Source organism: Flavobacterium sp. UW10123, from assembly GCF_040538975.1.
Lineage (GTDB): Bacteria > Bacteroidota > Bacteroidia > Flavobacteriales > Flavobacteriaceae > Flavobacterium.
In genome coordinates this window covers 113,173-137,825 of record NZ_JBEWQE010000011.1, presented here as the reverse complement: position 1 = coordinate 137,825, position 24,653 = coordinate 113,173, and the positions used below count along the sequence as shown (strand labels likewise).

General features: G+C 31.5%; 27 protein-coding genes. 15 read left to right on the top strand and 12 right to left on the bottom strand.

Annotated elements, in window-relative coordinates; genetic code table 11:
* Positions 1–18 precede the first annotated feature (18 nt).
* Positions 19–789, top strand: a complete 771-nt coding sequence (locus ABXT06_RS14375; RefSeq protein ID WP_354591367.1) for a glycosyltransferase family 2 protein — start codon at positions 19–21, stop codon at positions 787–789.
* Here ABXT06_RS14375 and ABXT06_RS14370 read toward each other — a convergent pair.
* On the bottom strand, positions 770–1,537 hold the full coding sequence (locus ABXT06_RS14370) for a lipopolysaccharide kinase InaA family protein (protein WP_354591366.1): 768 nt from the start codon (positions 1,535–1,537) through the stop codon (positions 770–772). The two genes, ABXT06_RS14375 and ABXT06_RS14370, sit on opposite strands and share 20 nt — an antisense overlap.
* A gap of 85 nt (positions 1,538–1,622) precedes the next feature.
* On the opposite strand from ABXT06_RS14370, the gene ABXT06_RS14365 reads away from it, so the two are divergent.
* The gene (locus ABXT06_RS14365) at positions 1,623–2,693 is read left to right on the top strand and encodes a glycosyltransferase family 4 protein (protein ID WP_354591365.1); all 1,071 of its coding nucleotides are present in this window, start codon (positions 1,623–1,625) and stop codon (positions 2,691–2,693) included.
* Between the two features lie 6 nt (positions 2,694–2,699).
* On the opposite strand, the gene ABXT06_RS14360 is transcribed toward ABXT06_RS14365, so the two are convergent.
* Entirely contained in the window at positions 2,700–3,563 is an 864-nt protein-coding gene (locus ABXT06_RS14360; protein WP_354591364.1) for a hypothetical protein, read from the bottom strand.
* 170 nt (positions 3,564–3,733) lie between these two features.
* On the opposite strand from ABXT06_RS14360, the gene ABXT06_RS14355 reads away from it, so the two are divergent.
* Positions 3,734–4,687: a WaaS/CpsH family glycosyltransferase gene (locus ABXT06_RS14355; RefSeq protein ID WP_354591363.1), complete on the top strand. Its 954-nt coding sequence runs from the start codon at positions 3,734–3,736 to the stop codon at positions 4,685–4,687.
* A 1-nt stretch (position 4,688) separates the two neighbouring features.
* Here the strand turns inward: ABXT06_RS14355 and ABXT06_RS14350 are convergent, their stop codons facing one another.
* Positions 4,689–5,903: a glycosyltransferase family 4 protein gene (locus ABXT06_RS14350; RefSeq protein WP_354591362.1), complete on the bottom strand. Its 1,215-nt coding sequence runs from the start codon at positions 5,901–5,903 to the stop codon at positions 4,689–4,691.
* Between the two features lie 28 nt (positions 5,904–5,931).
* A complete protein-coding gene (locus tag ABXT06_RS14345) occupies positions 5,932–7,074 on the bottom strand; it encodes a glycosyltransferase (protein ID WP_354591361.1) in 1,143 nt (380 codons plus the stop codon).
* Between the two features lie 69 nt (positions 7,075–7,143).
* On the opposite strand from ABXT06_RS14345, the gene ABXT06_RS14340 reads away from it, so the two are divergent.
* Entirely contained in the window at positions 7,144–8,034 is an 891-nt protein-coding gene (locus ABXT06_RS14340) for a hypothetical protein (protein ID WP_354591360.1), read from the top strand.
* A 23-nt stretch (positions 8,035–8,057) separates the two neighbouring features.
* A complete protein-coding gene (locus ABXT06_RS14335) occupies positions 8,058–8,618 on the top strand; it encodes an L-threonylcarbamoyladenylate synthase (RefSeq protein WP_354591359.1) in 561 nt (186 codons plus the stop codon).
* A gap of 245 nt (positions 8,619–8,863) precedes the next feature.
* Here the strand turns inward: ABXT06_RS14335 and ABXT06_RS14330 are convergent, their stop codons facing one another.
* Positions 8,864–9,988 carry a cysteine desulfurase family protein gene (locus ABXT06_RS14330; RefSeq protein ID WP_354591358.1) on the bottom strand — a complete coding sequence of 375 codons (1,125 nt, stop codon included), beginning with the start codon at positions 9,986–9,988 and terminating at the stop codon, positions 8,864–8,866.
* A gap of 87 nt (positions 9,989–10,075) precedes the next feature.
* On the opposite strand from ABXT06_RS14330, the gene ABXT06_RS14325 reads away from it, so the two are divergent.
* Positions 10,076–11,062 carry a hypothetical protein gene (locus ABXT06_RS14325; protein ID WP_354591357.1) on the top strand — a complete coding sequence of 329 codons (987 nt, stop codon included), beginning with the start codon at positions 10,076–10,078 and terminating at the stop codon, positions 11,060–11,062.
* 148 nt (positions 11,063–11,210) lie between these two features.
* Here ABXT06_RS14325 and ABXT06_RS14320 read toward each other — a convergent pair whose 3' ends face one another.
* The gene (locus ABXT06_RS14320) at positions 11,211–11,762 is read right to left on the bottom strand and encodes a DUF8465 domain-containing protein (protein ID WP_354591356.1); all 552 of its coding nucleotides are present in this window, start codon (positions 11,760–11,762) and stop codon (positions 11,211–11,213) included.
* Between the two features lies 1 nt (position 11,763).
* Positions 11,764–11,937: a hypothetical protein gene (locus ABXT06_RS14315; protein ID WP_008462622.1), complete on the bottom strand. Its 174-nt coding sequence runs from the start codon at positions 11,935–11,937 to the stop codon at positions 11,764–11,766.
* A gap of 108 nt (positions 11,938–12,045) precedes the next feature.
* On the opposite strand from ABXT06_RS14315, the gene ABXT06_RS14310 reads away from it, so the two are divergent.
* Positions 12,046–12,330: a DUF2752 domain-containing protein gene (locus ABXT06_RS14310; protein ID WP_354591355.1), complete on the top strand. Its 285-nt coding sequence runs from the start codon at positions 12,046–12,048 to the stop codon at positions 12,328–12,330.
* Between the two features lie 60 nt (positions 12,331–12,390).
* On the opposite strand, the gene ABXT06_RS14305 is transcribed toward ABXT06_RS14310, so the two are convergent.
* Complete coding sequence (locus ABXT06_RS14305; protein WP_354591354.1) at positions 12,391–13,092, bottom strand: DUF1003 domain-containing protein; 702 nt, start codon at positions 13,090–13,092, stop codon at positions 12,391–12,393.
* Between the two features lie 190 nt (positions 13,093–13,282).
* Here ABXT06_RS14305 and epsC point away from each other — a divergent pair, with 190 nt between their 5' ends.
* The 4 genes from epsC to ABXT06_RS14285 all read left to right on the top strand — a co-directional run bounded on the left by epsC (position 13,283) and on the right by ABXT06_RS14285 (position 17,225).
* Complete coding sequence (gene epsC / locus ABXT06_RS14300) at positions 13,283–14,074, top strand: serine O-acetyltransferase EpsC (RefSeq protein ID WP_354591432.1); 792 nt, start codon at positions 13,283–13,285, stop codon at positions 14,072–14,074.
* A gap of 1 nt (position 14,075) precedes the next feature.
* Positions 14,076–14,963, top strand: coding sequence for a cysteine synthase CysM (cysM, locus tag ABXT06_RS14295; RefSeq protein ID WP_354591353.1), 888 nt, complete (start codon positions 14,076–14,078; stop codon positions 14,961–14,963).
* Positions 14,964–15,066: 103 nt separating this feature from the next.
* Entirely contained in the window at positions 15,067–16,053 is a 987-nt protein-coding gene (locus tag ABXT06_RS14290; RefSeq protein ID WP_354591352.1) for an aldo/keto reductase, read from the top strand.
* Positions 16,054–16,181: 128 nt separating this feature from the next.
* Positions 16,182–17,225, top strand: coding sequence for a hypothetical protein (locus ABXT06_RS14285; protein ID WP_354591351.1), 1,044 nt, complete (start codon positions 16,182–16,184; stop codon positions 17,223–17,225).
* A 128-nt stretch (positions 17,226–17,353) separates the two neighbouring features.
* Here the strand turns inward: ABXT06_RS14285 and ABXT06_RS14280 are convergent, their stop codons facing one another.
* Positions 17,354–18,403 (bottom strand): sensor histidine kinase, encoded by a 1,050-nt coding sequence (locus tag ABXT06_RS14280; protein WP_354591350.1) that lies wholly within the window; start codon positions 18,401–18,403, stop codon positions 17,354–17,356.
* Positions 18,404–18,563: 160 nt separating this feature from the next.
* On the opposite strand from ABXT06_RS14280, the gene rlmD reads away from it, so the two are divergent.
* Genes rlmD through ABXT06_RS14265 form a run of 3 tightly spaced genes read left to right on the top strand, consistent with a single transcriptional unit; the run spans position 18,564 to position 21,328 of the window.
* Complete coding sequence (gene rlmD / locus ABXT06_RS14275) at positions 18,564–19,976, top strand: 23S rRNA (uracil(1939)-C(5))-methyltransferase RlmD (RefSeq protein WP_354591349.1); 1,413 nt, start codon at positions 18,564–18,566, stop codon at positions 19,974–19,976.
* 7 nt (positions 19,977–19,983) lie between these two features.
* A complete protein-coding gene (locus ABXT06_RS14270; protein ID WP_354591348.1) occupies positions 19,984–20,517 on the top strand; it encodes a DUF6452 family protein in 534 nt (177 codons plus the stop codon).
* Positions 20,489–21,328, top strand: a complete 840-nt coding sequence (locus ABXT06_RS14265; RefSeq protein ID WP_354591347.1) for a DUF6048 family protein — start codon at positions 20,489–20,491, stop codon at positions 21,326–21,328. The genes ABXT06_RS14270 and ABXT06_RS14265 overlap by 29 nt, the downstream gene beginning before the upstream one ends.
* Positions 21,329–21,443: 115 nt before the next feature.
* Here the strand turns inward: ABXT06_RS14265 and ABXT06_RS14260 are convergent, their stop codons facing one another.
* From ABXT06_RS14260 to ABXT06_RS14250, 3 genes are all read right to left on the bottom strand, one after another.
* On the bottom strand, positions 21,444–22,136 hold the full coding sequence (locus ABXT06_RS14260) for an aspartate/glutamate racemase family protein (protein WP_354591346.1): 693 nt from the start codon (positions 22,134–22,136) through the stop codon (positions 21,444–21,446).
* 12 nt (positions 22,137–22,148) lie between these two features.
* Positions 22,149–22,385 carry a hypothetical protein gene (locus ABXT06_RS14255; protein ID WP_354591345.1) on the bottom strand — a complete coding sequence of 79 codons (237 nt, stop codon included), beginning with the start codon at positions 22,383–22,385 and terminating at the stop codon, positions 22,149–22,151.
* A 193-nt stretch (positions 22,386–22,578) separates the two neighbouring features.
* Positions 22,579–23,742, bottom strand: coding sequence for a THUMP domain-containing class I SAM-dependent RNA methyltransferase (locus ABXT06_RS14250; protein WP_354591344.1), 1,164 nt, complete (start codon positions 23,740–23,742; stop codon positions 22,579–22,581).
* Positions 23,743–23,878: 136 nt separating this feature from the next.
* On the opposite strand from ABXT06_RS14250, the gene ABXT06_RS14245 reads away from it, so the two are divergent.
* Positions 23,879–24,643, top strand: a complete 765-nt coding sequence (locus ABXT06_RS14245; protein WP_354591343.1) for a class I SAM-dependent methyltransferase — start codon at positions 23,879–23,881, stop codon at positions 24,641–24,643.
* Positions 24,644–24,653 lie beyond the last annotated feature (10 nt).

Sequence of the window (24,653 nt, the reverse complement as noted above, 5' to 3'; positions counted from 1 at the left end):
AAGTAAAAGGAATCTCCGATGAATAACGAAAAGCAAAAATTATCAGTCCTGATTATTACGCTTAACGAAGAACAGCATATAAAATCGCTTCTTGAAGATATTGATTTTGCTGACGAAATAATTATTGTCGATTCCTACAGCACCGACAAAACAATAGGTATTATTGAGTCTTTTACGAATGTAAAATTAGTTCAGAATCATTTTCTAAACTATACATCTCAGCGAAATTTCGCCTTAGACCAAGCCAAAAACCAATGGGTCTTATTTATTGATGCTGATGAAAGGCTCACAGCAGAGTTAAAATCTGAAATTATCACTAAACTTAATTCTGAAAATACAGCAAGTGCTTATTTTATCTATCGTGTTTTTATGTTCAAAGATAGCAGACTGAATTTCAGTGGCTGGCAGACCGATAAAATTTTTAGACTTTTTGACAAATCAAAATGCAGATATAATGAAGAAAGAACCGTTCACGAAAAATTAATTGTAAACGGGTCAATTGCTAGTTTAAAAAACAAAATCATACATTTTTCGTACTCTTCTTATGAAGATTACAAATTAAAAATGCATAATTACGGAATTCTTAAAGCTCATGAAAAATTAGCTAAAGGAATAAAACCTTATTTCTTATTCCTGTTCCTGCACCCTCTCTATACTTTTTTGTATCAATTTATAATCCGTTTTGGATTTTTAGATGGCAAAAAAGGCTTAATTATATGTTATTTGAATGCTTACAGCGTTTACATTCGGTACAAGGAATTAAGAAGAATTACTTCTTCCAAAATTTAAGCTTCTTTTTCAAGCGCTTTTTTCTGTAGAACTTTTCTTGAAAATCTGAAGTATATTTCCATAAAGTCTCAAAAATCTTCTCTTCAGATTTTGCTTTATAATATTTAGCATATTCATTACTCATTGTCGCAACCATTTCTTCTAGAGGCGTCAAACGGCAAAGGTTTTTCATACGCATTTCAAAAGACATCGAATCATGAAATTCCATTCTATTTAAATCTACCAGAAAGAAATCATAATTTCCACTAGAGTTCTTTTTAATTAAAGTGTTTCCTGGAGAATGATCCAAAAATTCAATTCCTTTTTCGTGAAGATCAAAACTAAATTTAGTAAACTGTCGCAAAATATTTTCGCGATCTGGGAAATCCGGAATTTCTACAAGTTCTCTATACGTTAAATCTACATTTAGATGCTCACTTACGTAAAAACTGTCTTTAAGTCCCAAAACATTAAAATTTTCAAGAAAAGCAATTGGCTCAGGAGTTCCTATCCCTTTTTCCAATAAAATCGTCGCATATTCAAATGATCGCATTGCTTTTGATTTTCTAAAATATCGATAAGCAACTTTGTTAATTAAATTTGGAATTTTAAATGATTTTATATTAATTGTCTTTCCATTAAAGTCGAACAATTTTATTTTGTTACGATCTCCATTTCCAAAAAGTTCACCTTTTGCATTAAACATTTTGATTGTGTTAAGTATTAACTCAGTACTATTTTCGAAAATTGGATTTACTTTAAAATTCATCAGATTCTTTTTATAAACAACAAAAATACATATACGATCTAAGACTTCAAATTATTATTGTATTTTCGTAAAAAAAAGAAAAAAAATGTCATTTAAGATTTTCCTGGAAACACATAACATAATTAATAGAGCAGCTGGCTTAGGAACTTTCAATTATGAATTAGTAAAAGGTTTATCTTCTTTAGATTTTAAAAACTGTGAATTGACTTTAAACTCGTCAAATCCTGATATTCTGAGAAAAGAATTTAAAGACAAATTTAAATATCATAAATACAACAGCCTTTCTAGACATTCTTTGTTTAGAATTCGAAAAAAATATGATTTATGGCATTCTGTAAATCAAAATACCAAAGTTGAGCCTTTTTATTGCAACAAATATCTATTAACTGTACATGATGTTCACTTTGTAGACGAAATTTCTGCAGACCCTAATCATAGAGTAAATAAATTATTTAAAGCTAAGCTAGAAAAATCGACAGCCATAACTTATATTTCAGAATTTGCAAAAGCTGAAACTCACAGACACTTTAATGTTCCTAATATTCCTGAGTATGTAATTTATAATGGAAATCCAATTTCTACAATATTAGATACTTCAAAATATATTACAGACATACCTCTTGACAAACCTTTTTTCTACACTATTGGAGACTTTATTGAAAGAAAAAATTATGAGTCAATTATTAATATGATGAAACTCATAAAAGACTTTAATTTGATTATTTCGGGAAACAATAATAAAAAATATGGTGAAGAAATAAAAAAATTGATTGCAGATAATGGCTTAACAAAGCAGGTATTTTTAACTGGAAAAGTTAGTGATGAAGGAAAACAATTTTTCATGAAAAATTGTACGGCATTTCTTTTTCCATCTATTAGAGAAGGTTTTGGACTTCCGCCAATTGAAGCAATGAGTTTTGGAAAACCTACATTTTTATCCAATAAAACCTCGCTTCCAGAAATTGGGGGCAACGCTTCTATCTATTGGGAAAACTTTGATCCCGAGTATATGAAAACTATTTTATTTGATGGACTTCATGAGTATGAAACCAATAAAGCTGAAAAAGAAGCTATCATAAAAAAAAGAGCAGCCGACTTTGATTGGAAAAGAACAGCTGCTGATTATTTTGATGTATATACTAAAATTTTATATTGATATCTTTTAAATTAAAAACTTAAACCACTGCCCAAAATTTTTCATCGAAATAAATAATTTGGAGAGGGTAAGTTTTTTTTCTTCCTGAATAAATTTTTTGATTTCGATAATATTCTTAGTCGGAAAAAAGTCTAGCTTTTTCCATCGTTCTGGTTCTATATAATAGAAATTTCTAAACTCTTTAAAGTTATTTTCATTTACTTTAATCCATTTGTTTAAGAAATCTTTATTTGTTTCTTTATTATGTCCCCAGTTTTCAAATTTAAACCTCAGTTCTTCTTCTGTCCTCGATAATGATTCGTGCAAAACAAGATTATTAGTATAAATAACCTGCCCTTTTACTCTTCTACCATTAACGTACTCAGGATTATTTGTAGCAAAAATAGCTTTAGTAGGTTTATCAACATACAAAATGCCATTTGGAGTATATTTATATAAAATTACCCAAAATGCTGCAATTTGAATTGGCTTTTTTAATGGTTCTTTAATGTATGAATCATACTTTCTAAGATCAGATATAAACTTCTTAAAATCTACAAAATACTCATCACAATCAATCTGGATAAGCCAGTTTCCTAACCCCATTTTTTGAGATAGCAGTTTTCGCTCCCTAATTTCACATTGCATTGTTGTGAACCCAGGAACATAAAAATCATCTTCATATATAACTATTTTTTTACTGACATCAAAAGCCTGAAGCCAATCAAAAAAGGAATTGTCAATGTTGAAATATTCACCATTCCACGTCCTTCTATTTTTATCAATTGCCAAAAAAATTGTATCAGCATCATTATATGTTGTTGGCAAAGAATTTTTTAGTAATTCATAGTCATATGAAACTAAATAACCTACTTGTATTTTACCTATCATCAAAGTCAATATAAACTTGTTGCAAGTTACTATTTAATATCTATTTTTGTCAAAAATTGAAAAGAATTATATGGTGCAAAAATCATACCTATCTTCTTTTTAAATTTGGATTCATTTACTGATTTAAAAACTAAATATTTATCAAAAAATTATTCTAAAACACTTTAATTATGAAAATTTGTTTAATCAGTTTTGATTTCTTTAATTTTGATCACAATATTATTCTTGAATTACAAAAAAGAAATATTGAAGCTGAACATATTGATATTTCGAAATTTACGTACAAATACACTTCTGTTTTTGATAGAGTAACAAATTTTTTTAATAAAAAAGTTCTTAAAAAAAACAAGAAAATAATCGAAATGGAAAAAGATGCCCTTAGTCGTCTTCATAACTTAGGGCATCAGGATATTATTTTAGTAATACGTCCTGATTGCTTATCAAAAGAAACGCATTTAGAAATAAAAAAATATACAGATAAATATATCGCATATATATATGACAGCTGTCAAAGATTCCCTGTTGATCATTTGCTTAATGGTATATTTGACAAAATCTTTTCATTTGACTTTGCAGATGTTAAAAAATATAATTTCACGTTTATTTCAAATTACATCTATAATGAAAAAAAAGAACTGAATGCACCAAACATTAATGAAAACATTTTTATAATTGTATCTATTGATGAGCGTTTTGATTTTTTGAATAATCTGGCCAATTACTTATCAATCAACAACATTAAATTTAAGTTTATTGCAATAGGAAAAAGGGCGCCAAAAAATATCAATAGCAATATAATTTTTCAACGCAAAAAACTTTTTGCAAAAGATCTTAAGGATGATTTAGAAAATTCTAAAATCTTTCTTGATTTAATAAGACATAATCATAACGGATTGAGTTTTAGAATATTTGAAGCTTTAGCCATGCAACGAAAAATTATTACAACCAATCAAACGATAAGTCAATATGATTTTTACAATCCAAACAATATTTTAATTCTGGATGAAAATAAACCTATAACAATAAATTCTGATTTTTTCAATACTCCTTATGAACCACTCAATGATGATGTTTATTACAAATACACCATTGAAAATTGGGTAAAAACAGTCTTTAATCTTTAGCCTATTCTATCAAACTAAGAATTTTCTTTTCAATGGAATTAACAGAAAATGGTTCAATTACTTTCTGGGAATCAGCACTAATTTTTTCCCACAATTCCTTATTTTGGTACAACAAGAGTATATTATTGACTATTTCCTGGCTCGAATCTCCGACTAAAACTTTTTTATTTTCCCCAAAGTCGAAGCCTTCCGCGCCAATACTTGTAGTTACGAGCGGTAATCCAAATTCTAAGCTTTGTCCTATTTTACCTTTTATTCCTGCACCATAACGTAGAGGCGCAACAAATATTCGCGAATTTAAAAAATAAGAAGAAACATCTTCTACATAGCCTATAATCTTAAACTTCTCAGAATTTAATTTTAAGATTGATTCGGGAGGATTACTTCCGATAATTGCAATTGAAATTTCTGGATTTACTTTCCATACCAATGGCATTATTTCTTCAGCCAAATAATTTACAGCATCTACATTTGGCTTATGGTCAAAACCTCCAATAAATAATAAATCTTTACGGTTTGCAAAAGAAATAGGATTTTCATTTTCAAAATATTGATGAATATTTCCAATACTTATTACCTTAAAATCTTCATCATAAAACTCTTTTAATGTTTCCTTCTCAATATCAGAAATGACAATTATCTTATCTGCATTTTTACAATTTTCAAGTTCTAACTTCAAAAATTTATCAGCTTTTTTCATTGCGTCTAGATTTCCTGTAAGTTCAAATTCTCTCTTAAATCTGAGATAGTGAAAATCGACCATATCAAAAAACACTTTTACAGCAGGTTTGTTCTTTTTAATAATTGGATAATATTTCGCAAAGATCTCTGGTCTATGCAACCACACAGAATCTGCAAAAGGAAGAACCTGTTTTATAAATTCATTCTTTGTAATTAATTTTTCATTTTTATCAACTGCGGGTTCGTAAACTACTGCACCTAAATCTCTAAAGTATTTTATATAATCACTTGTAAAACGATATTCTTTAAAATCTCCAAGCAAAAAAACACCAATGTTATTTTTGATAAGAAGTTTTACAATTTCCGTTAATCTGCGTGAACCAGAATCTTTATTATATTCAGGTATTTTAGTATCAATTATGATAACGTTCTTATTATATTTTAAATTACTGGTAAAGTCGATTACCTTCTTTTGCTTTCTAAGTTTTTTAGCTAGCGATTTTAACCTAAAGTATAATTTAATTGATTTGAACATTTTTATGAATTATATTTTGAATTTAATTTTATTGGCAAGAAAAAATGGTATCTAGAACTTCGTATGTTCTTTTAGTATCAAAGTTGCTTTCAAAAAAGTTTTTAGCTTCTAAATGGTTTTTATTGTAAAAATCAGAATCGTTCAAGAGCCTTTCAATATAAGTCGAAAACAACAATGAATCATTTGAAGCAAGACATCCATTATTTGTTTTATTTATTAAACCATCAACACCTCTTTCTGTACAAACTACGGGCAAACCATGAGATAATGATTCGATTACTTTTATTTTTAATCCTGTTCCAGACAGCATCGGACAAATAGCTATGCGTGATCTTTTGTAAATTTCGTCTAAATCTTTTACAAAAGGCAAGTTTTCGACATTTTGCAATTTAGGAATATGTTTGTTGATCTTACCGACTACAGTAATTCGAACATCCAATGACAGAAGCGGATAAACTTCCTTAAAAAACCAGTCTGCTGATTTTATGTTATGAAAATTATCGCTGGCTACATAAACTATATCTATGTTTTTTTCTGTATTTGATGAAGTTTCAACTTTTGGCAAACTATGAGTTACCAAATGTACAGGTATCTTTAGGAACTGTGAAAAAAGATATTTTTCCTCATGCGAAATCACCCACACATTGTCGAATTTCTTCATCAAATCAATTTCTTTTTTAAAATATTTATCAAGAGAAAATTTTTTATTATCCTGAAATTGAGATGTTAAAAAATCGTGGGTATCAACAATCCATTTTGTCTTATTTCCTTTTAATTGGGCATTAAAAAGTGAAGACCAATAGACGTATGAAATTATAACGACATCATAATCTGTATCACTAATTATTTTTAAGAATTGGTCCTTATATCCGAATTTTGTACGATCAAAATCCTTAAATCTACTGTTTAATTTTCTAGGAAAAGAATAATCCAAATAATAACGAATAATACTACTACTCTTTTTTTTCTTTTTCAAAAGATAACCATTTTGAATTAAATTTTCTTTTTTCAATTCCTGAATAGAATCTTCTGTAAAGACATCCGAATGTTCTCCAACAAAATCAAGATGAATACTTCGGTCTTTAAAATAATTAAGAAGAGACAAAGCCCTTGAATTATTTCCCTGACTAAAAGAGAGAGGATTTTCAGGGTAGAAATATAAAATTTTCATTTGTAGGTAGTATTTTAAACCCCAAAAATAGTTTATTTTTGACATTTTAAACAGCAGTTTTAGAACAATATGACAGACATAGTTATTTTAATAAAAACATACCAAAAAGATTACAAAGCCTACACTAAACTAATAGACTCTATATCCAAATTTAACGTTGACGATATTCCAGTTTACGTAGCGATTAACGATGAGGATTATGATTTTTTTAAAACTGAAAATCAAAACAATAATTTGAATCTCTTAAAGGATTCTGACATATATAATTGTTCGATAAAAGATGCGTGGAGATATCAACAGGTTATAAAAAGTAAATTTTACCTCTTAAATGTATGCAAAAATTATCTTTGTATCGACTCTGATAGTGAATTTATAACGCCTTTTAGAAAAAGTGATTTTCTTTTTGATGAAAACACCCCTTACACAATTATTCATGAATCAAAATCATTTTTAGAAATGATTAATAATATAAAATTGGATTCTGATACTGTATTCTTTAAAAGTGCACTGCAAACCACTAGGAAATTAATTGGTAATAAACATACCAAAATTTGGGATTACGGACCGTCGCCTTATTTATGGTCCTGTTTAGTATGGAAAGATTTTAATGAAAATTTTTTGTCCTCAAAAAATATGACATTTGAAGATTTTATGAACCAGATTGATTTAGAAACACCACCATCAGAAACAGTAATCTATGGTGAATATCTTTTAAAAACTAATCTGATTCCTATCTATCCGATTGAAGGTTTTTTTAAAGTGTACCATTATAAAAAACAATTTTCTATTGAAAAAAGGTTTTATAATATCGAAAAGCTAAAAAAAGTATACTTAGGTGTCATTTTCCAAAGTAATTGGGACAACAAAAGTATCGTAATCAAATATTTAAAACGAAAAATCAGAAAAGTAAAACTGATATATTCAAAAATTAAAAATCTTTTTGTTTCAGATAAAAACTAAAACAGAATTTAATATTACAAATCATGAACGAAGAAATAATCAACGCTTACGAAGTTATAAAAGAAGGAGGCATTATACTTTACCCAACAGACACTGTGTGGGGAATTGGTTGCGATGCCACAAATGCAGAAGCTGTTGCTAAAATATATAAATTAAAACAGCGAGCAGAAACTCAAAGCATGATTGTTTTAATGAACAGCGAAAAAATGATGTACAATGTTTTTAAAGACATTCCTGAAGTTGCATGGCAGATTATGGATTTATCTGAAAAACCAACAACTTTAATTCTTGACGATGCCAGAAACGTTGCTCCAAATATTATTGCTGCCGACAAATCTCTAGGGGTCAGAATGGTAAAAGAACCTTTCTGCTATAAACTCATGGAAAGAATGAAAAAACCTTTAGTTTCTACTTCGGCAAATATTTCTGGACAGCCAACGCCGCAAAGCTTCAAAGATATCAGCCCTGAAATTATCAATGGAGTAGATTATGTTGTAAAATTAAACCAAGACAAAATCAACGGAAAATCTTCAACAATTATCAAATTAACCAAAGATTCTCAGGTAAAAGTAATTCGTAAATAGTTTTTTTGTTTCAGATTTCAGGTCTTTGAAAAACTTTGAGTATAGTTTTTATCACAAAGTGTGCAAAGAAAGATTTATTGAGAATCTAAAATAGAAATTAAAAAAGTTCGCAAAGCTTTATCAAAACAAACTTTGCGAACTTTTTCATTTTAATGGCTCTAAAAAATCTTAGCGCACTTTGCGTAATTCTTAGCGTACTCCGCGTTTAAAAACTTAGAATCTCAGAACCTTAGTAGCTTAGCAACTTAGACAGTTTTCAAACTCTCAATAAGCCAATCGATATCTTCTTTGGTATTATAATGACTAAATGAAATTCGGAGATTTGGTAATTTTAAATCCGTCTCTGAAAGCATTTCGTTTAAAACATGTGAAGGTTTTATACTTCCAGACTGACAGGCGCTTCCTCTAGAAACGGCAATTCCCTTCATATCCAAACTAAAAAGCAACATCGAAGTTTTATCTGATGAAAAAGGCAAAATGATATTGATGATGTTATAGAAATCATCTTTTTTCCCATTGATTCTAAAATTTGGAAAATGAATTTCCAACTTCTCAATCAGATAATTTTTTATACTTGAAATATAAGCTCTTTCTTCATCTAATTTTTCATAAGAAATAGACAAAGCTTTTGCCATTCCGGCAATCTGATGTACGGCTTCAGTTCCTGCACGAAGACCTTTTTCTTGTTCGCCTCCAAAAAGCAGTGGCTGTAAACCAGAATTCTTTCTGATAAAAGCAAAACCAATTCCTTTTGGTCCATGAAATTTATGCGCACTAGCCAAAATAAAGTCAACAGGAGTCTTTTGCAGATCGATTTCTGTTTTCCCAACAGACTGAACTGTATCTGAATGAAATAAAGCATTATACTGCTTGCAAATCAAACTAACGCGATCCAAATCTAAAATAGTTCCGGTTTCGTTGTTTACATGCATTAAACTCACTATTGTCTTTTTTTCATCAGACAATAAATTTGACAAATGCGTTAAATCTAAACTTCCGTCAGCATTTACATTAACGTAATCAACCTGAATATTGTATTCTTCTTGAAGCGCCCAAACGGTATGCAAAACCGCATGATGTTCAATTTTCGAAGTAATGATTCTTTCTACTTTCAAATCTTCAACAGCAGAACGCAAAATCCAGTTGTCTGCTTCAGTTCCTCCAGAAGTAAAAATGATTTCTTGAGCAGTGCAATTTAAATGCTTCGCAATACTCTTTCTTGAAAGTTCTAATATTGTTTTACCGTTTCGCCCAAAACTATGTGTAGACGACGGATTTCCGTAATCCTCAAGCATTATTTTCGTCATTTCCTGAATTACTTCAGGACGCATTGCTGTTGTTGAGGCATTATCTAGATATACTTTTTTCATTGTTGCAAAGTTAAGAAATATCAATTGTCAAATCTTAAATATCATTTGGCATTTTTTTCACTATTTTTGACCCAAATAAATTTTACGATGAAAAAATATGCTGCCCTCCTATTATTTGCCCTTCTCTTGAATGGATGCGATGATGGAGATTTGACTGTAGATAAAATAGATTTTGATGATATTGCAGAATCTCAATCTTGTGATCCTACAACAAATACCTTGCTTTATAAACTTAAACCTCAGGAAGCTATCTTACTTCAATTACCAGAAGGAGCTATTAAAAATGATCCTGGAGACTACACTTATACTATAGATGCAAAAACATACAATGTGGTTTATAGAGCTTATGATGGCACTGTTGCAAAAGAAAATATTTGCGGTCTAATTCCTCCTAGCACACCAAAAGTAACCGAAGAATGGCTTGCAACAAATGGTGTAATTGAAATTTCAACAAGTCAAAATGAAGAGCCAAACAAAACTGACGATGGTACAAGAATAACAGGGTATACGCATAGTATAATTTTTAAAAATATAACATTTGATAAACCATCGGGACTGCAAACACAGCCAGAATTTAAATTTGGAATTTATAAAACTGTAGTGTCGCCAGCCAATCTGACTTTCAAAACCAATCCGAATGGTTTGGCTTATGAATGTGACGAAGTTGCTAGAGTTTACAATTACAACAATACATTCTATTTATCTATTGATGATATAGATCCTGCTTTGCTTGTAAATGTTGTTACTCCGAGCAACGAACCGCGTACAAGTTTAATAACAGCAACACAAAATAAAGTGTTTTATAAAACAGCAAAAGAAGGAACCGGATCTATAACACCAGCTTTTGTTTGTGCAAAAATACAGCCATCAGCACCTGCAATTGAAGAAACATGGACAGGCCAACTTGGAGTTGCTAACACAAGCGGAATTATCGAAGTAACCACTACAAAAACCGCACAAATTTATGAACATACAATAGTGCTTAAAAACGTGGTTTTACAAAAAGGAAATAGTAGTTTTAAATTGGGAAGCAGTTTCGTTCTCGGAAAAATTAATAGAGCAGAGACAAACTAAAAAAAATAGATTTCTAAAAAAAAACAACAAAAATAATTCTTACAAAAAAAACGTCTGTTTTTTGAAATGATTTAACTACTAAATCGAATCAAAAACAGACGTTTTTTTATGCTTTTAAACGAAGCTTTTTACGTTTAAAAAAACTCCTTTATTTATTATTTTGTCTAATATAAACTTCTGTAGCCCCAAGACCATATTTTTGATAATTGGCATCTTGAAAATCAATACCGTCATAACGGCCTAATAAAAAATCAAGTTCGGCTTTTAAAATTCCTTCGCCAACACCATGAATAAAAACGATTTTCGGAATGCGGTTTCTTATCGCAAATTCGATATGTCTTTTTGCCGTTTCTGTCTGTAATGTCAAAATATCATAGTTAGACATTCCGCGTTTATTAGGAACCAATTTTTCAATATGCAAATCAAATTCTGGAACGCCAACTTCGCGTTTATCTTTCTTTTCTTTAACAAAACTTCTCGGTTTTGGCTCGGTTTTCTCTTTTGAAACTTCATCTAAATCAAACCTTTTAATAGAATTCATTAAATTACTGGTTTCTTGAATCTTAAGCAATTCATTGACTAAAAATGTCATCATGAATCCATCCTCAGTTTCTATTAAAACTTCCTTGTTTTTGACCGAAACCACTGTTCCGTTTATGGCTTCATCTAATACTGAAACCTTATCTCCTTTTGCCAACATCCTACTCCTCTTTATCGTTATTTTTACTTGGTGTTTTTGCGCTCAGTTGCATCATTCCAAACATGAAAACTACAATTGCAGCAATCATGATATAGATGTTTTTTTCTTCCGAAACTTGTTCGTATAATGCAACCGAAATCGCAAGAATCATTATTATAATTTTAAAAGTTTTCATCCTTTCTTTATTTTAAGATTTCAAAAATATAAAACTTTCATAAAGTGCCTCAATACTAATCCAAAGGTTTATCATATTTTTTTAGTAAAATTGCAAAAAAGATCTGCCATGAACTTAGAGAAATATATGCTTCCTTGTATGTTCAAAACCGTGTTTGGTTATGACTGTTTAGGTTGCGGTTTTCAGAGGTCTTTATTCTTACTTTTTCAAGGCGATTTTTTAGCTGCTTTTAAAATGTATCCCGCGATTTATACCTGCCTTTTACTCTTTATTTTTTCGGCATTTCATTTCTTAGATAAATCAAGAAATTATAAAAAACTAATCTGGAGAATGGCTATTATAAATCTATTTTTTATGCTTGGCGGATATTATTTCAAACACTTTTATTTTTAGAAATCTAAAAATAAAATACTCTTCTCTTTTGGGTCTTGAAATTTGGAATTTCAAAACCTTTTATTTCTTAATCTGGTTCAAAATATCGTTCATCATTTCGATTTGCACTTTTTGAATTTCAATCAATTCTTGTTGCTGATGCATAATTAGGTGATCGATTTTATCATGAATTAATCTAATCTCCAATTCCGATTTCAGATTGATCATATAATCTTTTTTAGCTCGATTTCGATCTTTTTCTTCCTGACGGTTTTGGCTCATCATAATAACAGGTGCCTGCAAAGCTGCAACGCAAGACAGGATTAAATTTAAAAGAATAAACGGATATGGATCAAACCCTTTATTTAGAAAAATGTAAACATTTGAAGCGATCCAAACCGAAATAAAAATTACGAATGAAATAATAAAAGTCCAGCTTCCTCCAAAATCAGCTACTTTATCGGCGACTTTTTGCCCCAAGTTTCTGGTTTCTTCCTCATCTTCAACAATACTCACAATCGATTTATCTTCTTTTAATGAAGAAATAACATTTTTCTCCATTGCAGAAAGCGCTCCAATTTCAGTAGAAAGATAATTTGAAATATACTTTTGACGGTAAACATTTAATTCATTTATAGAAATGCAATCTTCAGTCCCAAAATCAGGATATTCTTTTTTAATTAAACCCAAAATAGGATCGTGAATTGCTCTTCCGTATATTTTCTCATTTTCAGGGAAAGAAGCGCCAGAAATGTCACTTTTAAATGTTTGGCTGTTTTTCATTTTAGTATATTTTAAAAGCTAATTTACGCAATTAACTTCTTAAGAATTGCATAAAAAAGAACCGTTTACAATTTGCTTTTTATCACAAATCTCACTTTACAAAGAAAATTTCTTTCGTTAAATCGTGATTTTATTTCCAAAAAACGCCTTACTTTTAACGTTCCAAAATTATTCATTCATTTTTACCATTGTGACAAAAGACAATATCATACAAAACATAAGAGCTTTAAAGAGCCATTCACACATAAATTACGGTATTAAAACCAAAACGGAAGACTTTACAGAAAAGCTTTTTTACACGCTATTTGATTCTAATGCAGCGCTGGACGAAAGCATTGACGAATTAGAGTTTCGCTTTAAAGAAATAGCGGTTTTGGCCTGCAAAAAACCTCAAAATTTATGCGAATCTATTTGGGATCGCTTTTTAGAAAAACTTCCCGGAGTTTTAGAAAAATTAAATCAGGATGCTGAATATATCCTTGAAAACGACCCCGCTTCAAATAGCATTGACGAAGTGTATCTAGGTTATCCTGGATTTTACGCTATTGCAATTTACAGATTAAGCCATGAATTATATCATTTAGATTTATTGCTATTTTCTCGATTAATGAGTGAATATGCACACAGAATTACAGGTACAGATATTCATGCAGGAGCCAATATTGCATCACCATTTTTTATTGATCACGCCACAGGAATCGTAATTGGTGAAACTACAGTTATTAAAAAGCATGTAAAAATCTATCAAGGTGTTACGCTTGGCGCATTAAGCGTAAGTAAAGAGATGAAAAATGCAAAAAGACACCCAACTGTCGAGGCAAATGTTTGTATTTATGCCAACGCAACAATTCTAGGCGGAGAAACTGTAATTGGAAAAAATAGTGTTGTTGGAGGAAATGCATGGGTTACTAAATCTATTCCAGAAGATTCTATCGTCTTAAACACCACTACTACTGAAGTTAAAATAAAAGAAAAAAAATAAAATGAATTCACATAAATTATTAAACCTAATTGGCAATACCCCTTTAATGGAAACTGTCAATCTAGTTAAAAATAAAAATGTAAAACTTTTACTGAAATTAGAGGGAAATAACCCTGGAGGAAGCGTAAAAGATAGAGCAGCATACAACATGATTGCAGCGGCTTTGGAAAGAGGCGACATCAAACAAGGAGATAAATTAATTGAAGCAACCAGTGGGAATACAGGAATTGCTTTAGCAATGATTGCTCAATTATTTGGTATCGAAATCGAATTGGTTTTACCAGAAGATTCTACCAAAGAACGTACTCAAACCATGCGTGCTTATGGCGCGACAGTTATTCTTACGCCTGCCAGCGAAGGAATTATCGGATCTAGAGATTATGCCGATAAAAAAGTGGCGCAAGGTGGCTATTTAATGCTGAATCAGTTTGCCAATGACGACAACTGGAAAGCACACTATAAAACAACAGGTCCTGAAATATGGAATGATACTGATGGAACAGTAACGCATTTCGTTTCTGCTATGGGAACAACTGGAACTATTATCGGAACTTCGACTTATTTGAAAGAAAAGAATCCAAATGTTCAAATTATTGGCGCACAGCCTAGCGATGGTTCCCAGATTCCAGGAATCCGTAAATGGCCACAGGAATATCTTCCTAAAATATTTGATGCTTCTAAAGTGGATACCGTTATCGATGTTAGCGAAGAAGAAGCTCGTACCATGACCAAAAGGCTAGCTCTTGAAGAAGGTGTTTTTGCAGGAATGAGCAGCGGAGGTTCTGTTGCAGTTGCTTTAAAAATAGCTGAACAATTAGAATCTGGAGTTGTAGTTGCCGTAATCTGCGATCGTGGCGATCGTTATTTGTCTTCGGATTTATTTGACTAAAGAAGGTACAACGTGACAAAGGTTCAAAGGGACAAAGTTTCTAAACTTTTCCTAAAAACTTTGTCCCTTTGAACCTCTGAACCTTCGTAACTAAAAAAAAAAAATGAACTACAGAAAACTAGGAAAAACAAACTTTAATATCTCTGAAATTTCGCTTGGAACTTGGCAGGTTGGCGGAAAATGGGGATCGGGTTTTGACGATAAAACGGCCGATGAGCTTTTGAACACGGCTATTGATAATGGGGTAAACTTTATTGATACTGCCGATGTCTATGAAAACGGCTTAAGTGAAACTGCCGTCGGAAGAGTGGTTCGTTCTCGTTCTGAACAGATTTTTGTTGCCACAAAATGCGGACGACAGATAAATCCCCACGTTAATGAAGGATATACTCCAAAAGTGCTTCAAAAATTTGTTGAAGACAGCTTAAAAAGAACCGGTTTAGAAACACTTGACTTAATTCAGTTGCACTGCCCTCCTACAGAAGTGTATTATCGCCCAGAAATATTTGAACTTTTTGACCGATTAAAAGATCAGGGAAAAATTCTTAATCTTGGAGTTAGTGTTGAAAAAGTGGAAGAAGCATTAAAAGCAATTGAATATTCTAATGTAACTACGGTTCAGATTATCTTCAATTTGTTTCGTCAGCGTCCTTCTGAATTGTTTTTCGCGGAAGCAAGAAAAAAAGACATTGGAATTATCGCAAGGGTTCCGCTTGCAAGTGGCCTTTTAACAGGTAAATTTGATTCAAAAACTACTTTTGAACCTCAGGACCATCGTAACTTTAATCGCAACGGAGAAGCGTTTGATAAAGGCGAGACTTTTTCCGGAATTGATTATGAATTAGGGTTAAAAGCTGTTGATGAATTGAAAGCTTTATTTCCTGAATCTAAAAATCTCGCAGCTATTGCTCTTCAATGGATTTTAAGTTTTGACGAAGTTAGCTGTATTATTCCAGGCGCATCAAAAACAGAACATGTTTTATCCAATTTATCGGTTTATGATGTTCCAAAATTGACTTCAGAACAGATTACTGCAATGAACAAAATTTATAGCGACCTGATTAAGCCTTATGTCCATCAGCTTTGGTAAATCATTACAAAACATTAGATCTTTCAGTCAATTAACTCCATTTAATTTATCTTATTTTATTATTATTTTGGCTTTAAATGGCTTTTTAGTGTTTTGATAATTCTCTTCTTTGCAAGAAAACCAAAACCATGAAGAAAATTAGTTTACTAGCCCTTGCCATTTGCTTAACTCTTGTAGCCTGTAATGCAGATGAAAATATCAGTCAAAAAAATAATGCATTGCAAAATGAGAGAGCAACAAAAGAAGAAGAATCTAAAAACTTAGAAAAATTATACGCTGAAATTTTTGAGCTTTCAAATAAAAACATAGAATGTTCAGGGGATTGGGATTTTATAGACATAGGATCACAACCATGCGGAGGTCCAGAAAAATATATTCCATATTCGTTAAAGACTAATACAACAGATTTTCTTTCAAAAGTCAGCACTTATAATGCAAAGCGAAAAGATTTTAATGAGAAATGGAATATTTCCTCAACTTGTCTTGTTGTTCCTAAACCTATCGCTGCAGGTTGTATAAACGGAAAGCCTACCTTACTCTACGAATCTGACCAAATCGCAGAAAAACAAAATTTGAAAAAAATGTATGATGAGATTGTCGCGCTTTCAAGTAATAGTGCTTCATGTTCTGGAAATTGGCATTTCGTTGGAATAGGTGCAAAACCTTGTGGCGAACCAGAAAAGTATATTCCATATTCTTTACAAATAAATACTGTTGATTTTCTTGCCAAAGTAAATACCTACAATATCAGTAAAACGGAATTTAATAATAAGTGGAAAGTTAATTCTACATGTGATGTTCTTCCAAAACCTGAATCAGCTAAATGTATTGATGGAAAAGCAACATTACTATATGAATCTGATAGAATTGCTGAAAAACAAAATTTAGTAAAATTGTATGAAGAGATTGTTGAGCTTTCTGGCATCAAAAAATCATGTACAGGTAGTTGGGATTTTATCGGAATTGGAGCAAAACCTTGTGGAGGAATAGAAAAATACATCCCATACTCTCTACAAATTGACACTATTGATTTTCTTAACAAAGTTAGAACCTACAATACAGAACAAGCAGAATTTAATAGTAAGTGGGACGTTTCATCAGCTTGCGATATTGCTCCTAAACCAAAGTCCGTAGAATGCATAAATGATAAAGCAACATTAGTATTTAAATAATCTTATGAGGTTTTTATGCAGATTTACCAACTTGAACAATAAATCTCAATTATTTCTTAATTTTGTTCTATATTAAAAATTTAAAAAAGCTGTTAAGAATCAAATCTTAACAGCTTTTTTTCTAGAACTTATACGTCAAATTCAATTCTAAATTCAGCACCTTTATTCTTTCCTTCGCTCGATGCGGTCAATCGTCCTTTATTTCTTTCAATGATTTTTTTACATAAGTAAAGGCCAATTCCTGTAGAACCTTCATTTGCGGTTCCAAGTCGGCTCATTTTAGTGAATTTTTTGAATAATTCTTCAATTTGATTTTTATCAAAACCAATTCCTCTATCTTGCACCGTTACAATCAATTTTGAATTTTCTGAAAAGATTCTGACTTTTATTTCGCTTTCAAAATAAGAAAACTTAACGGCATTGCTTATCAGATTTACCAAAACCTGAATCAAAAGCCCTTCATCTATTTTCAGTTTAGCTTCTGAACATTCTAAAACTAAATCCAATTTAATATTTTTATCCAGCAAACGCTGTTCTACTTGTTCATTAATAAAAGGGAGAATGTTAGGAAATAAAACCGTTTTAACTTCTTGATTCACTTTTACTACTTCATCTTGTTCCTTTAGCAACTTGATAAAATTCTCGATATACCTAAACTGAAGATTGGTTGATTCGCAAATCAATTCAGCCATATTTTTAACTGATTCTGATGGATTTTCGCTAATAATCAATTGAGCTAAACCTTGCGGATTTCCAGCAAAATTCTTCAAATCGTGCGATAGCATATAGATTAAATCCTGTTTTTCATTAATAAAATTCTCAGCCTCATTAATTGATTCTTGAATATTACACAAAAGCAGTCCCGCTTCATCTGTATATTCTGTTGGTAAAGCAGATAATTTTCTTGAAGTTCTGTACTCATCCAATGCTTTTGATGCCGTAGCAATGGGCTTTATCAGCCTCTTTAAAACCAAAAGTGTAATTGCCGTTGCCAGCAATGTCATAATTAAAGAAAAAACAAGAATTGAAGATGGAGAAATACTATGTTCAAAAAATAAAACAAAAAATAGAATTCCAATTAGGGGAATATGAATACCAATAAAAGCGACAAAAAGGAATTTAAAAGCATAACTTTTTTTAAGAAAGCTTATTTGCGAAAGTTTATGATACAACTTCATAAAAAGACAAGAATAAACGTAGGTTAATAGCTATTTTTACTGGGGGTAATTGCTAAAACAAAATTAACTTTTATAGCCAATTAAACTAATATTTTGAAGAATTTCTAAATTTTTTCAAAAATTAAATTTGTAAAAGTTTTCAAAGGCTTATTTTTGCGCTATGGGAAGAAAAAATACAGACAAAGTTGTCTTTCATCAGATTCAAGTTCTTGACGCTGGTGCAAAAGGAGTTTCAGTAGCCAAAGCACCTGACGGAAAAGTAATCTTTATTCCGAATGTGGTACCTGGAGATGTTGTAGACGTGCAGACATTAAAAAAAAGAAAGGCTTACTACGAAGGTAAAGCTGTAAAATTTCACGAATTATCTGAATATAGAGTAGAACCAATCTGCGAACATTTTGGAGTATGTGGAGGTTGCAAATGGCAGAATATGAAATACAGCCAGCAGCTTGCTTTTAAACAAAATGAAGTTAAAAATCATTTGCAAAGAATAGGAAAAATTGAACTTCCTGAATTTGAAGATATTTTAGGCTCTGAAAAACAATTCTTTTATAGAAATAAAATGGAATTTTCTTTTTCTAACAGTCGTTGGCTTACAGAAAAAGAAATTGGAAGTACTGAAGATTTAGGAAACAGAAACGCTTTAGGATTTCATATCCCGAAAATGTGGGATAAAATTCTAGACATTAACAAATGTCATTTACAAGAGGATCCTTCAAATGCCATTCGTAACGAAATCAGAGCTTTTGCTAATGAACATAATTTAGCGTTTTTTAATCCAAGAGAACATTCTGGATTATTGAGAACTGTCATGATTCGTACGGTTTCAACTGGCGAAATTATGGTTTTAATTCAGTTCTTTGAAGATGACAAAGAAAACAGAGAATTAATTCTTGACCATTTATACGAGAAGTTTCCGCAAATCACTTCTTTACAATATGTAGTAAACGGAAAACCAAACGATACAATTTACGATCAGGATGTTATCCTTTACAAAGGAAGAGATTACATCTTAGAAGAAATGGAAGGTTTAAAGTTTAGCATTAATGCCAAATCTTTCTACCAGACTAATTCTGATCAAGCTTACGAATTATACAAAATAACAAGAGATTTTGCTGGTCTTACAGGAAATGAAACAGTTTATGACCTATATACAGGAACGGGAACAATTGCCCAATTCGTTTCTAAAAAAGCAAAAAAAGTAATCGGAGTAGAAAGCGTTCCAGAAGCCATTATTGATGCTAAAGCCAACGCAGAACGCAATAATATTACAAATTGTGAGTTTTTTGTTGGTGACATGAAAGTAGTCTTTAACGAAGCTTTTATTGCTCAGCACGGAAAACCCGATGTTATTATTACAGATCCGCCTCGCGATGGAATGCATAAAGATGTAGTGGAGCAAATCTTAAAAATTGCGCCAAAAAGAGTTGTTTATGTAAGCTGTAATTCTGCAACTCAGGCACGCGACTTAGCTTTAATGGATGAAAAATATAAAGTGACGCGCGTGAGACCTGTAGATATGTTTCCGCAGACGCATCATGTTGAAAATGTTGTACTTTTAGAACTTCGATAAAAATTACATGAAAAAACTAATTTCTCTTTTGCTACTCTTTACTTTTGGCTTATCTAGCTGCGAGAAAGATGATATTTGCGATGCCAATACACCAACTACACCAAGATTGGTGATTACATTTTATGATATTGCAAATCCAACTAAAACTAAAAATGTAAGCAACTTAAAAGTTATTGGTGATGAAATGGAACAGGGAATTGTTTTTAATGAAAATCTTGCAGTTGATGATTCATTACGATATGTAACCAATGCAAGCACTGTTATGATTCCGTTAAAAGTAAATGATAACACAACAACCTTCAAGTTTATTTATAATTCATTAAATCCCGCGGCAATTAATACAGATGTACTTAAATTTAACTATAGCACACAAAATGTATATGTTTCAAGAGCCTGTGGCTTTAAAACTATTTTTCAGCTAAGAAACACTTTACCTATTGTTCAAACTGATCCAGACGGTAGTATCTGGATGACCGACGTTACTTTAGAAAACCCTAACATTGAATTAGAAAATGAAACACACATTAAAGTTTATTTTTAGTCTTTCATTATTGTTTTCAATGTTTTTAGGTTTTGCTCAGGATGTGCCTGAGATTTCTAAAAATAAAGACACAATAGTGGCTCAAAAGCCTCAAACAGAAAAAACTGTAAAAACGGCAAAACCAGAAATTCAGGAAGTTCCAAAAGATAGCGTTGTAAAAACTGATCGTTACGGACTTCGTGTCGGTGTTGACTTATACAAACTAACTCGCGGACTTTACGATAAAGATTATAAGGGTATCGAATTTGTTGGAGACTGGCGCTTGACAAAAAAATACTATTTAGCGGCAGAATTAGGTTATGAAGACAAGACTACAGAAGATGATCGATTAACCTCTTCGGCAAATGGAACTTATATAAAAGCAGGTTTTGATTATAACTTTTATCAAAACTGGCTAGATATGGAAAACCTAATTACGATAGGGCTGCGTGGTGGGTTTAGTTCTTTTAGCCAAGAACTGATTAATTACAAAATCTATAATCCGAATCCGTATTGGGGAGAATTGCCTCCTATAACAGAAGGTCAAAAATACAACGGACTTACAGCAACTTGGATCGAGGTTGCTATGGGATTAAAAGCTAAAGTTTTCAACAACGTATTTGTTGGTTTTGGCGTTCAGCTTAAACTTTTGACTACCAATAAAGAACCATCTAATTTTGAAAATCTTTATATTCCAGGTTTTAACAGGACTTATGACGGAAGTTTCGGAATTGGTTTCAACTACACGGTTTCTTACTTTATTCCGATTTACAAGAAAAAAACAATGGCGTCTGAAACTGTAAAACAGCAAGAGCCTAAGAAGAAAAAATAGTTTTTTTAGATGCTAAGGTTAAAAAAAGCGAAAAATTCAAGTTGAATTTTTCGCTTTTTTTATGTTGTTAAAACATTACTTTTAAGAACTGTAAACAAATCTTAGCAATTTGCAATTATGATAATTGAAAATTAATTGCTGCCTGTGTATGTATTAAAGTGGTATCAAAAATTGGAACATTTAAGTCGCCTTCTTTTATTACCAGCGGAATTTCTGTGCACCCTAAAATGATTCCTTCTGCTCCGTTTTTTATTAATTCACTTGCAATTTCTATATAACGTTTTTTTGTTTCCTCAGTTGCAATACCTCTTCCTAGTTCTTCGAAAATAGTGTAATGAATAAAATCTTTTTCTTCTTCATTCTCAGGAATTATCGTTTCAATTCCTTTGTGAGCGAGTTTATCTTTAAAGAAATCTAGTTCCATTGTGAATTTAGTTCCCAAGAGACCTACTTTTTTCAGCTCTTTTTTCTGAATTTCAATTGCTGTTTCTTCAGCAATATGAATAAGAGGAATATCAATTGCCTGTTGTAATCTATCGGCAATAAGATGCATTGTATTGGCGCATAAAAGAATAGCTTCTGCCCCGCCCGATTTTAAAACTTCCGCAGCTTTTAGAAGCATCTCAAAAGTCGAATCCCAATTGTTGGTGTCGTTATTCTTTTTAATATCGGCATAATTAAAAGAGTAAATTAGACATTCGGAGAAATTTAATCCGCCGAGTTTTTCATTAATTCCTTTATTAATTAAAGTATAATAATCTGATGTAGAAACCCAGCTGATTCCGCCAATAAGTCCAATTTTCCTCATATATTTTTTTAGTTATCCAATTTCTTTAATTCCTTTTATAAAAAGCCATTTCATAAAAAGTTTTTCACCATCTTTGGTTCTCACAGCTTGAAATTTAGGCCCAATAATAGTTCCTATTACAAATGCCGTCATCGGAATCCAGATTCCTGTTAATCCCGTGTAAGCAGCAATTAAATATCTAAATGCAAGAAATAAGACTGCAAAAGCTGCCAATTGGTATAAAAAAGCTCGTAGTTGTAGTTTTGACATGATTCTTTTTTTAAGGTTCAAAGCTGCAAAGGTTCAGAGGGGCAAAGTTTTTTTGACTTTGCGGTTTCAAAGCTTTTTCTTTGAACTGATAATCAAATTATATTTTTAATACTCTTTTTTCTAGGTTAAAGTTTCAGTTTTCTAGATGACAAAGTATTTCACTTTGCCCCTTTGAACCTTTGTTACTTTGCCCCTATTCAGAAACCTGAAATTTCGTTCTCTTGCTTCCTTCGTACATTTCATATTTTACCAAACGTGCTTCAAGGCTTCCATTGAAAAGTTTGATTTTTCTTGAAGGTTTTAATCCAACAAACTTTAAAGCTTCAAGATTTGCTGTAATAAACCAAGCATTTGTTCCTGGATAATTTTTCTTTAAAGTGTCTCCAATATTCGCGTAAAATCTTTCCATGTGAATATCTAAACGCTCATCATAAGGCGGATTGAAAACAATATGAAGCTTTCCTTCTGTTTCCTTTTCCGTATCAAAGAAGTTTTCTTCGTAGATTTTAATGTAATCTTCTAAATTGGCATTTCTGATATTATCTTTAGCTTTACTAACCGCACTTGGCGCTTTATCAAAACCTTTAATAGTATAATGAAACTCTCTTGTTTTTTTCATTAAACTATCTACAATTGTATCAAACAAATCATTATCCCAATCTTTCCATTTTTCAAAAGCAAATTCTTTTCTGTTGATGTTTGCTGGAATATTGCAAGCAATCATTGCAGCTTCTGCCAAAAAAGTTCCAGAACCACACATAGGATCTAGAAAATGACTTTGTCCATCCCATCCCGATAATAATAGAATTCCTGCTGCTAAAACCTCGTTAATAGGAGCTATATTCGTAGCCGTTCTATATCCACGCTGGTGAAGCGAAGCTCCTGAAGTATCTAAAGCTACCGAAACTTGATCTCTGTCGATATGAATGTTAATACGTAAATCTGGATACTGCTTATCAATACTTGGACGTTGTCCTGTTCTCTCTCTAAACTGATCTACAATGGCATCTTTACATTTCTGAGAAACAAATTCAGAATGATTGAAATAAGTAGAATGCACCGTGGTGTCAATCACAAAAGTTTGGTTCGCATTTAGATATTTTGACCAGTTTAAACCCGAAATACCTTTGTATAATGCTTGCTCATTGTTTGCTCTAAAAGAATAAATCGGTTTTAAGACTTTAAGTGCTGTGCGCAAAGAAAGATTGGCTTTATACATAAAACCTTTGTCTCCTTTAAAGCTCACCATTCTCACTCCTTTTTCAACGTCCTGAGCTCCAAGCGTGCGTAATTCTTTTTCTAATATTTCTTCAAAGCCAAAAAAACATTTGGCAATCATTTTAAAATTTTCTTCCATTTCTTTTTCAATTAAAAAAAGCCAATCGCCATAACATTTTATTATACTGATATAAATACGTATCGTAGCGAAATAGTTATTTTTCGGCAAAAATACACTAAATTTGCCGGACTTTGAATTAATTGAAATAGAATAAATGTCCGAAAAGCATAACGACTCAATCCAAAATCAAGAAGGCGACGATCAAAACTGGTACTCTTCGTGGTTTGACACGCCTTATTATCACATTCTTTACAAGGATCGTAATTATCGTGAAGCTCAGGTTTTCATGGACAATTTAACGCATTACCTTAATTTGCCTGAAAAAGCAAAAGTTTTGGATTTAGCGTGCGGAAAAGGCCGCCATTCTATTTATTTAAATCAATTAGGCTACGATGTTTTAGGAGCAGACCTATCTGAAAACAGCATTGCCGAGGCCAGCAAAAACAGTAACGAAACATTGCATTTTAAAGTGCACGATATGCGTGAACCTTTTGAAGAAAAGTTCGACGCTATTTTCAATCTTTTCACCAGTTTTGGCTATTTTGAAAGCGACGACGATAATCTGACAACCTTAAAAGCAATCAAAGAAAGTCTATCTGAATATGGTTTTGCTGTTATCGATTTCATGAACGTGGCAAACGTTATTGAAAACCTTGTGCCTGAAGAAGTAAAAACAGTTGACGAAATAGACTTTCACATCAAAAGATATGTTGAAGACGGACATATTTTCAAAGAAATTGATTTTGAAGACAAAGGCAGAAAATATCATTTTACAGAAAAAGTAAAAGCACTAACTTTGAAAGACTTTCAGGATTTAATGGACGAAGCCGGGATTTTCCTGCTGGACATTTTTGGAGACTACAAACTCAAAAAATTCCATAAAACCGAAAGTGAAAGATTAATCATGATTTTTAAGTAAATTGGTTAAT

Excerpts from the sequence above, each read along its gene's own strand:
- ABXT06_RS14365 (WP_354591365.1), top strand. The coding sequence starts at position 1,623 with ATGTCATTTAAGATTTTCCTGGAAACACATAACATAATTAATAGAGCA.
- ABXT06_RS14270 (WP_354591348.1), top strand. The coding sequence starts at position 19,984 with ATGAAAAAACTAATTTCTCTTTTGCTACTCTTTACTTTTGGCTTATCT.
- ABXT06_RS14255 (WP_354591345.1), bottom strand. The coding sequence starts at position 22,385 with ATGTCAAAACTACAACTACGAGCTTTTTTATACCAATTGGCAGCTTTT.
- ABXT06_RS14375 (WP_354591367.1), top strand. The coding sequence starts at position 19 with ATGAATAACGAAAAGCAAAAATTATCAGTCCTGATTATTACGCTTAAC.
- ABXT06_RS14370 (WP_354591366.1), bottom strand. The coding sequence starts at position 1,537 with ATGAATTTTAAAGTAAATCCAATTTTCGAAAATAGTACTGAGTTAATA.
- cysM (WP_354591353.1), top strand. The coding sequence starts at position 14,076 with ATGAATTCACATAAATTATTAAACCTAATTGGCAATACCCCTTTAATG.
- ABXT06_RS14330 (WP_354591358.1), bottom strand. The coding sequence starts at position 9,988 with ATGAAAAAAGTATATCTAGATAATGCCTCAACAACAGCAATGCGTCCT.
- ABXT06_RS14280 (WP_354591350.1), bottom strand. The coding sequence starts at position 18,403 with ATGAAGTTGTATCATAAACTTTCGCAAATAAGCTTTCTTAAAAAAAGT.
- ABXT06_RS14360 (WP_354591364.1), bottom strand. The coding sequence starts at position 3,563 with ATGATAGGTAAAATACAAGTAGGTTATTTAGTTTCATATGACTATGAA.
- ABXT06_RS14310 (WP_354591355.1), top strand. The coding sequence starts at position 12,046 with ATGAACTTAGAGAAATATATGCTTCCTTGTATGTTCAAAACCGTGTTT.
- ABXT06_RS14355 (WP_354591363.1), top strand. The coding sequence starts at position 3,734 with ATGAAAATTTGTTTAATCAGTTTTGATTTCTTTAATTTTGATCACAAT.
- ABXT06_RS14245 (WP_354591343.1), top strand. The coding sequence starts at position 23,879 with ATGTCCGAAAAGCATAACGACTCAATCCAAAATCAAGAAGGCGACGAT.
- ABXT06_RS14250 (WP_354591344.1), bottom strand. The coding sequence starts at position 23,742 with ATGGAAGAAAATTTTAAAATGATTGCCAAATGTTTTTTTGGCTTTGAA.
- ABXT06_RS14315 (WP_008462622.1), bottom strand. The coding sequence starts at position 11,937 with ATGAAAACTTTTAAAATTATAATAATGATTCTTGCGATTTCGGTTGCA.
- ABXT06_RS14340 (WP_354591360.1), top strand. The coding sequence starts at position 7,144 with ATGACAGACATAGTTATTTTAATAAAAACATACCAAAAAGATTACAAA.
- ABXT06_RS14260 (WP_354591346.1), bottom strand. The coding sequence starts at position 22,136 with ATGAGGAAAATTGGACTTATTGGCGGAATCAGCTGGGTTTCTACATCA.
- ABXT06_RS14290 (WP_354591352.1), top strand. The coding sequence starts at position 15,067 with ATGAACTACAGAAAACTAGGAAAAACAAACTTTAATATCTCTGAAATT.
- ABXT06_RS14265 (WP_354591347.1), top strand. The coding sequence starts at position 20,489 with ATGAAACACACATTAAAGTTTATTTTTAGTCTTTCATTATTGTTTTCA.
- ABXT06_RS14325 (WP_354591357.1), top strand. The coding sequence starts at position 10,076 with ATGAAAAAATATGCTGCCCTCCTATTATTTGCCCTTCTCTTGAATGGA.
- ABXT06_RS14335 (WP_354591359.1), top strand. The coding sequence starts at position 8,058 with ATGAACGAAGAAATAATCAACGCTTACGAAGTTATAAAAGAAGGAGGC.
- ABXT06_RS14320 (WP_354591356.1), bottom strand. The coding sequence starts at position 11,762 with ATGTTGGCAAAAGGAGATAAGGTTTCAGTATTAGATGAAGCCATAAAC.
- ABXT06_RS14345 (WP_354591361.1), bottom strand. The coding sequence starts at position 7,074 with ATGAAAATTTTATATTTCTACCCTGAAAATCCTCTCTCTTTTAGTCAG.
- ABXT06_RS14285 (WP_354591351.1), top strand. The coding sequence starts at position 16,182 with ATGAAGAAAATTAGTTTACTAGCCCTTGCCATTTGCTTAACTCTTGTA.
- ABXT06_RS14305 (WP_354591354.1), bottom strand. The coding sequence starts at position 13,092 with ATGAAAAACAGCCAAACATTTAAAAGTGACATTTCTGGCGCTTCTTTC.
- ABXT06_RS14350 (WP_354591362.1), bottom strand. The coding sequence starts at position 5,903 with ATGTTCAAATCAATTAAATTATACTTTAGGTTAAAATCGCTAGCTAAA.
- rlmD (WP_354591349.1), top strand. The coding sequence starts at position 18,564 with ATGGGAAGAAAAAATACAGACAAAGTTGTCTTTCATCAGATTCAAGTT.